We start from the raw sequence: 6,409 nt of genomic DNA, 5'->3' as shown, positions 1-6,409 counted from the left end.
CCGGCAATCGGCTGAGGCAACAGCCTCTGCTGAGCGTGACGCTCAAACGGAATCCCTCAAGCCCCCTCCTCGGAGGGGGCTTTTTCATGGGAGATGGCCTTGGAAATGGTTGTGGCGTTGTTGCACAGGCTGTTTCACAACCGCAACAGCGGCTTTGAATACACCACCTGGGGATCGGGATCAGGCCTTCCGCCAGATCACCGCGCTGCGGCGCCGGGGATACAGCTCGCGGCACAGTGGGCAGACGGTGCCGTCGCAACCCCGGGCCGTGCAGAACTCACGGCCGTAGAAAATGATCTGGAGGTGCAGCCGATTCCAGGCCTCCTTGGGGAAAAGGGCCTTGAGATCGCGCTCGGTGTGCACCACGCTCTGGCCGCTGCTCAGCCCCCAGCGCTGGGCCAGGCGGTGAATGTGGGTATCCACGGGAAAGGCCGGCACGCCAAAAGCCTGGGCCATCACCACGCTGGCGGTCTTGTGACCCACCCCCGGCAACGCCTCGAGCGCTTCAAAACTGCAGGGCACCAGGCCACCATGGCGCTCGAGCAGCAGCTCCGCCAAGCGCTTGACGTTGCGGGCTTTGGTGCGGGCGAGACCCAGCTGGCGGATGTGGGCCAGGATCGACTGTTCGCTCAACGCCGCCATGGCGGCAGGGTCCGGACCAGCTTCAAACAGGGCCGGGGTGACCTCGTTCACCTTCTTGTCGGTGCACTGGGCACTGAGCAGCACCGCCACCAGCAGGGTGAAGGCATCGCTGTGGTCGAGAGGAACAGGGGTTTCGGGGTAATGCTCCTGCAGGCGCTCCATGATCAGCGTGGCCCGTTCCTGCTTCTTCAAGGTTGCGCCATGCCGCCAGCGAAGCCCAGTTTGTAGGCTCGGCCCAGCGCAGGTCGCCCATGGGCAGCAGCTTCGGTCAGCTTTTTCGGATCAGCACCTTCGGCGAATCCCACGGCGGGGGCGTCGGCGTGATCGTGGACGGCTGCCCGCCGCGGCTTGATCTTGATGTTGGGGCGATTCAGCAGGAACTGGATCGCCGCAAGCCGGGCCAAAGCAAGATCACCACCCCCCGCAAAGAGGACGACCGGGTCGAGATCCTCAGCGGCCTGCTCGATGGGGTGACCCTGGGCACGCCCATCGCCATGGTGGTGCGCAACAAGGACCAGCGACCTCAGGATTACAAGGAGATGGAGGTGGCGTTCCGCCCCTCCCACGCCGATGCCACTTACCAGGCCAAATACGGCATCCAAGCCCGTAGCGGTGGCGGCCGCGCTTCAGCCCGAGAAACCATCGGCCGCGTTGCCGCCGGGGCGATTGCCAAACAGCTGCTGGCCAAGACCCATGGCACCGAAGTGCTCGCCTGGGTCAAGCGCATCCACGACCTGGAGGCGCCGATCGACCCCAACACGGTGACCCTTGAGGCCGTGGAGTCGAACATGGTGCGCTGCCCCGATCCAGCCATGGCGGGGCGCATGGTGGAGCGGATCGAGGCGATCGGTCGCGACGGCGATTCCTGTGGCGGCGTGATCGAATGCGTGGTGCGGCGGCCGCCGGTGGGGCTGGGTATGCCGGTGTTCGACAAGCTGGAAGCCGACCTCGCCAAGGCGGTGATGTCGCTACCCGCCACCAAGGGCTTTGAAATCGGCTCCGGCTTCGGTGGCACCCTGCTCAAGGGCAGTGAGCACAACGACGCCTTCCTGCCCAGCGAGGGCGGCCAGCTGCGCACCGCCACGAACAACTCCGGCGGAATCCAGGGCGGCATCAGCAACGGCGAAGCGATCGTGATCCGGGTGGCCTTCAAGCCCACCGCGACGATCCGCAAAGCGCAGCAAACCATCAACGATCGGGGTGAAGCCACCACCCTGGAAGCCAAGGGTCGGCACGACCCGTGCGTACTGCCGCGGGCGGTGCCGATGGTGGAGGCCATGGTGGCCCTGGTGCTCGCCGATCACCTGCTGCGCCAGCAGGCCCAGTGCAGCCTGTGGTGATCAGCAGCGGCAGCCTGTTCTGTTGGACTAGATCGCTGCCGCAGTGGGCTGCAGGCCGTTGCCGCCGAGCAGTCCGGCGGCCTTCGCCATCCGCCGCGCCGGCGATGAGCCCGCGCGCTTGGTGGACACCGCAGTGGACACAGCGGTCTTGCGAGCTGGTTTGCGTGCCGGCTTTTTCGGCACCGGCTTTTTCGGCACCGGCTTTTTAGGCACCCCAGACGCACTGGCCGGCTTGCGGGTTGCTGGCTTGGCGGCGCGGCTGCGGTGGCTGAGCACCATCGCCCACTCGGCATCGGTGAGGCTGGCAGGCTTGGCGCCGTGGGCGTCGGCAACCTTGGCCGCTTTCTCAATGTCAGCAATCAGATTGCTCCAGGAGGTCGCAAACCGCTTGTCGGACTGCGACTTGGCTCCACTTTCCACCAGGGTTTCGATCACGCCAGCGGCGGAGACCTTCTTGCGGCGGCGATTGAAAATTTCCTTCTGCAGTTGGGCGATCAACGCATCGGCCTTGTCGCTGAGCTTGATGGTGAGCTGAGACATAAAAGGGGGAACCTCTGTCTCAGCTGTAGCACTGCAGACTCGCAACGGCAACACATCAGCGCGATCGGGCCCCCAATCGCACGACGAGGGCGGCCAAAAGCTGCCACTCCGCGTCGTTGGCGAGGGCTCCCCCCAGGGCCACCGCATCCACGCCCGCTTCAAGCCAGGGCTCGACGTCGCCTGGACGAAGACCTCCAGCGGCGATGCAATGGGGCAAGCTGCGCTCTCCCCCCAAAGGGCCGGCCAAGCGTTGCCAGTAGGCCTTCCCCACGCTGCTGGCGGGAAACAACTTGACCAGCGAGCAACCCCAAAGCCGCGCCTGGTACACCTCCGTTGGCGAGAGCACACCAGGCACCAACGGCAACCGCAACTGCCGGGCCCGATCCACCAGCTGGCGATCCAGCACCGGCGACACCACGTAGGCAAGGCCTGCAGCAGCCGCAGCCGCAAGTCCGGCGCCATCCAGCACTGAAGCGGCCCCCAGATGAAGCCGCGGAAAACGCTGGCGCAACAAGGCGCAGTGGGGCACCCACTGGGGATGACCACTCCAGGCAATCTCCACCTGGTGAACACCCAGCAATTGGAGCCGCTCCAGCGACTCGGCAAGATCCAGAGGGTCGAAAGCACGAAGCACCACCAGCAACGGCTGGTGGTGCAACGCCTCAATCAAGCCAGCCTCGATCAAGCCAGCTTCGGGCTCAGACGTATTCAGCGACCTTGACATCGCTGCGGATCAGCAGCTCCTGGAGACCTTCGGCATCCACCGATTCCTTCTCCACCAGCATGTCGGCCAGCTCATCGAGCACCGGACGGTTTTCGGTGAGTACGGCGGTGGCACGCTTGTAGGCCTCGGCCACCAGTTGGCTCACCTCCTCGTCGATGGCGGCGGCAGTGTCTTCGGAGAAGTCACGCTCGGCAGCGATGTCGCGGCCTAGGAACATGCCGCCCTGGCTGCGGCCGAGGGCCACAGGACCGAGGCGATCACTCATGCCAAAGCGGGTGACCATCTGGCGGGCCACGCGGGCCACCTGCTGCAGGTCGTTGGAGGCACCGGTGGTGACTTCGTCTTCGCCGTAGACGATCTCTTCGGCGACGCGTCCACCCAGGGCCACGGCCATCTGGTTTTGCAGGTATGAGCGGGAATAGAGACCCGACTCCATGCGCTCTTCACTCGGGGTGAAGAAGGTGAGCCCGCCGGCGTTACCGCGGGGAATGATCGAGATCTTCTGCACCGGGTCGTAGTCGGGCATCAGGGCGCCCACCAGGGCATGGCCCGCTTCGTGATAAGCCACCAGGCGCTTGCGCTTCTCGCTCATCACCCGGTCCTTCTTCTCGGGGCCCGCCATCACCCGCTCGATGGCGTCGTTCACCTCGTCCATGGAGACTTCGGTGAGCTGACGCCGAGCGGCAAGAATCGCCGCTTCATTGAGCAGGTTGGCCAGGTCAGCACCGGTGTAGCCGGGGGTGCGGCGCGCGATCTTGTCGAGGTCAACGTCCTTGGCAAGCGTTTTGCCGCGGGCGTGAACGCCGAGGATCTGGAGACGACCGGCGTAGTCGGGACGATCCACCACCACCTGGCGGTCGAAACGGCCGGGACGCATCAGGGCTGCATCGAGCACGTCGGGGCGGTTGGTGGCCGCCACGATGATGATGCCGGTGTTGCCCTCAAAGCCGTCCATCTCGGTGAGCAGCTGGTTGAGGGTCTGCTCACGCTCGTCGTTGCCGCCGCCGAGGCCAGCGCCCCGTTGACGACCCACGGCATCGATCTCGTCGATGAAAACGATGCAGGGCGCACTCTTCTTGGCCTGCTCGAACAGGTCACGCACGCGGCTGGCGCCGACGCCGACGAACATCTCGACAAACTCCGAACCGGAGATCGAGAAGAACGGCACACCTGCTTCGCCGGCCACCGCCTTGGCGAGCAGGGTTTTGCCGGTGCCCGGAGGACCCACCAGCAGCACACCCTTGGGAATCTTGGCGCCGACGGCGGTGAAACGATCGGGGTTCTTGAGGAAGTCGACGACTTCGGTGAGCTCAAGCTTGGCTCCCTCGATGCCAGCCACATCGCCAAAGGTGACCTGGGTTTGGGGCTCCATCTGCACCCGCGCCTTGCTCTTGCCGAAGCTCATGGCGGGGTTACCACCTCCGCCCTGGGCGCGGCGCAACAGGAAGAACAGACCCCCGAGCAGAAGCAGGGGGAAGATCAGACTGCCCACCGCCTGCTGCCAGGCCGCCGGCTCGCGGCTGGGCTGCACGGCGATGTCGACGTTGTGGTCGGTCAGCAGCTTCAGCAGATCCTTGTCGGGGGCGAGGTTGACGACGGCGCGGCGGCCGTCGTTTTCCACCACCTGGGCCGTGCCCCGGTCGGGGGAAATCAGCACCCGGGACACCTCATTGCCCTGCACCGCCTCCACGAAATCGCTGTATCGCAGGGTGCGGGGCGCATTGGCCGGATCGGGTCGGTCAAGGAAGGCGGTGCCCACCGCGATCATCACGATCACGAGAAGGACGTAGAGCCCCGCGTTGCGCCAGCGCTTTTTCAAGACTCGTGCCTCTGCTGATGAGAATTTAGTAACGGAATGTTAACTGGCTCAGGCCGCAGCCCGAAGCACCTCCACCACACTACGGAAGGCAAACCATTCCGGGATCTCCTCGCCGCCGCGCAGCATCTGGCGGAACTGGGTGCCGCTCAGCTTGCGCACGTGCAGGCCACGGGCCTCGGCGTGCTCGGCGGTGACGTAGCCCTCCTCCTCGGTGTAGACGAGGTTGAGCGAGGGCACGGTTTCCATGCCCAGCTCGGGGGCATGGTCGCGGGCGAAATCCTGGGCCTGGTAGGGGCCGTAGAAGTCGTCGCCGCTGAGGGAGCTCTTGCAGCCGGCCATGTCGCGGCCAATGATGAAGTGGGTGCAGCCGTAGTTCTTGCGGATGATCATGTGCTGCAGGGCCTCGCGCGTGCCGGCCATGTGCATCGAATAGGGCAGGTAGGCCCAGCGGATGCGTGGGTTGTTGACCTCGGCCGCCAGGCGCTCGTAGGTCTGGAAGCGCACCTCACCGGCGATGTCGTCGTCCTGGGTGGGCCCGCAGGTGGGATGCACCAGCACCACACCCTGCTCACTCACGTTGCTGGCCTCCAGAGCCCGGGTGAACAGCTCGTAGTGGGCGCGGTGGATGGGATTGCGGCACTGGAAGGCCACCACGCTCTGGCCCTCGGGCAGGGTGGCGCGCACTTCGGCAGGTGTTTTGCAAGGAAACACCCGCTGGGGCAACTCCAGGCCCTGCACGCTGCCGCCCAGGTAGAAGCGGCCCCGTTCACCGGTGATCATCCGCACAGCGGGGTGCTCGATCGACGTGGTGCCATAGCAGCCCTGGGCTTCGCGGGCCTTGTCCGGCTCCCAGCGGCTCTCCACCGTGAACACGGCCAGCTCCTGGCCCCGGTAAGTGAGCAGCAGCCGCTCGCCGAGACCGATCGAGGCATCGTCGGTGTCGAACACGATCGGCAGGCCGAACAGCAGGCCGCTGCTGGTGCGATGGCCGGCCACCACGGCGTCGTAATCCTCCTGGTGCATGAAGCCGCGCAGGGGGGAGAAGCCGCCCACCACCAGCAGCTCCACGTCGCAGGCATTGCGGTCGCTGCACTCAAGGCGGCGGCTGGCGCTTGCCTTCAGCGACTCCCGCTCACCGGCCGCCACCATCAGGTTGACGAGCGCGCCGCCATGGGGGGCAATCAGGCCGGTGGCGGCGGAGTCGGCAACGGTCATCGCGGGCGGACGCTCAGGGGAGGGTGGATTCTCCCAGACCAGCAGCACACCGCCCGAGCTCTGAGGGTCGCAAACAGGTGCGGCCATCAAAAAGAGCCCCTTCCGGGGCTCTTGGCAACTGGTGTGCGC

At 65.8% G+C, this 6,409-nt stretch carries 6 protein-coding genes; 1 reads left to right on the top strand and 5 read right to left on the bottom strand.

Features of this window, described 5'->3' with window-relative positions:
* Window positions 1–180 precede the first annotated feature (180 nt).
* Window positions 181–834 carry an endonuclease III gene (gene nth, locus CJZ78_RS02005; RefSeq protein ID WP_094559189.1) on the bottom strand — a complete coding sequence of 218 codons (654 nt, stop codon included), beginning with the start codon at window positions 832–834 and terminating at the stop codon, window positions 181–183.
* Between the two features lie 59 nt (window positions 835–893).
* Between nth and aroC the strand changes: the two genes are divergently transcribed.
* A complete protein-coding gene (aroC, locus tag CJZ78_RS02000) occupies window positions 894–1,982 on the top strand; it encodes a chorismate synthase (protein ID WP_094559244.1) in 1,089 nt (362 codons plus the stop codon).
* Window positions 1,983–2,009: 27 nt separating this feature from the next.
* Here the strand turns inward: aroC and CJZ78_RS01995 are convergent, their stop codons facing one another.
* Genes CJZ78_RS01995 through sat form a run of 4 tightly spaced genes read right to left on the bottom strand, consistent with a single transcriptional unit; the run spans window position 2,010 to window position 6,280 of the window.
* Window positions 2,010–2,522, bottom strand: a complete 513-nt coding sequence (locus CJZ78_RS01995) for a hypothetical protein (RefSeq protein WP_094559188.1) — start codon at window positions 2,520–2,522, stop codon at window positions 2,010–2,012.
* A 55-nt stretch (window positions 2,523–2,577) separates the two neighbouring features.
* Complete coding sequence (locus tag CJZ78_RS01990; RefSeq protein ID WP_094559187.1) at window positions 2,578–3,246, bottom strand: bifunctional 4-hydroxy-2-oxoglutarate aldolase/2-dehydro-3-deoxy-phosphogluconate aldolase; 669 nt, start codon at window positions 3,244–3,246, stop codon at window positions 2,578–2,580.
* Window positions 3,221–5,065, bottom strand: coding sequence for an ATP-dependent zinc metalloprotease FtsH3 (ftsH3, locus tag CJZ78_RS01985; protein WP_094559186.1), 1,845 nt, complete (start codon window positions 5,063–5,065; stop codon window positions 3,221–3,223). Before ftsH3 ends, CJZ78_RS01990 begins: the two co-directional genes overlap by 26 nt.
* 48 nt (window positions 5,066–5,113) lie before the next feature.
* Window positions 5,114–6,280: a sulfate adenylyltransferase gene (sat, locus tag CJZ78_RS01980; RefSeq protein WP_094559185.1), complete on the bottom strand. Its 1,167-nt coding sequence runs from the start codon at window positions 6,278–6,280 to the stop codon at window positions 5,114–5,116.
* Window positions 6,281–6,409: the final 129 nt, after the last annotated feature.

It is taken from the genome of Synechococcus sp. 8F6 (assembly GCF_002252665.1).
In the GTDB taxonomy this organism is placed as follows: Bacteria; Cyanobacteriota; Cyanobacteriia; order PCC-6307; family Cyanobiaceae; genus Cyanobium_A.
Note: the sequence above shows the minus strand (reverse complement) of the source record. Positions and strands in the feature narration are given on the sequence as shown.

Bases quoted from the DNA above. Each gene is read 5' to 3' on its own strand.
- CJZ78_RS01995 (WP_094559188.1), bottom strand. From the start codon at position 2,522: ATGTCTCAGCTCACCATCAAGCTCAGCGACAAGGCCGATGCGTTGATC.
- aroC (WP_094559244.1), top strand. From the start codon at position 894: ATGGGCAGCAGCTTCGGTCAGCTTTTTCGGATCAGCACCTTCGGCGAA.
- sat (WP_094559185.1), bottom strand. From the start codon at position 6,280: ATGACCGTTGCCGACTCCGCCGCCACCGGCCTGATTGCCCCCCATGGC.
- CJZ78_RS01990 (WP_094559187.1), bottom strand. From the start codon at position 3,246: ATGTCAAGGTCGCTGAATACGTCTGAGCCCGAAGCTGGCTTGATCGAG.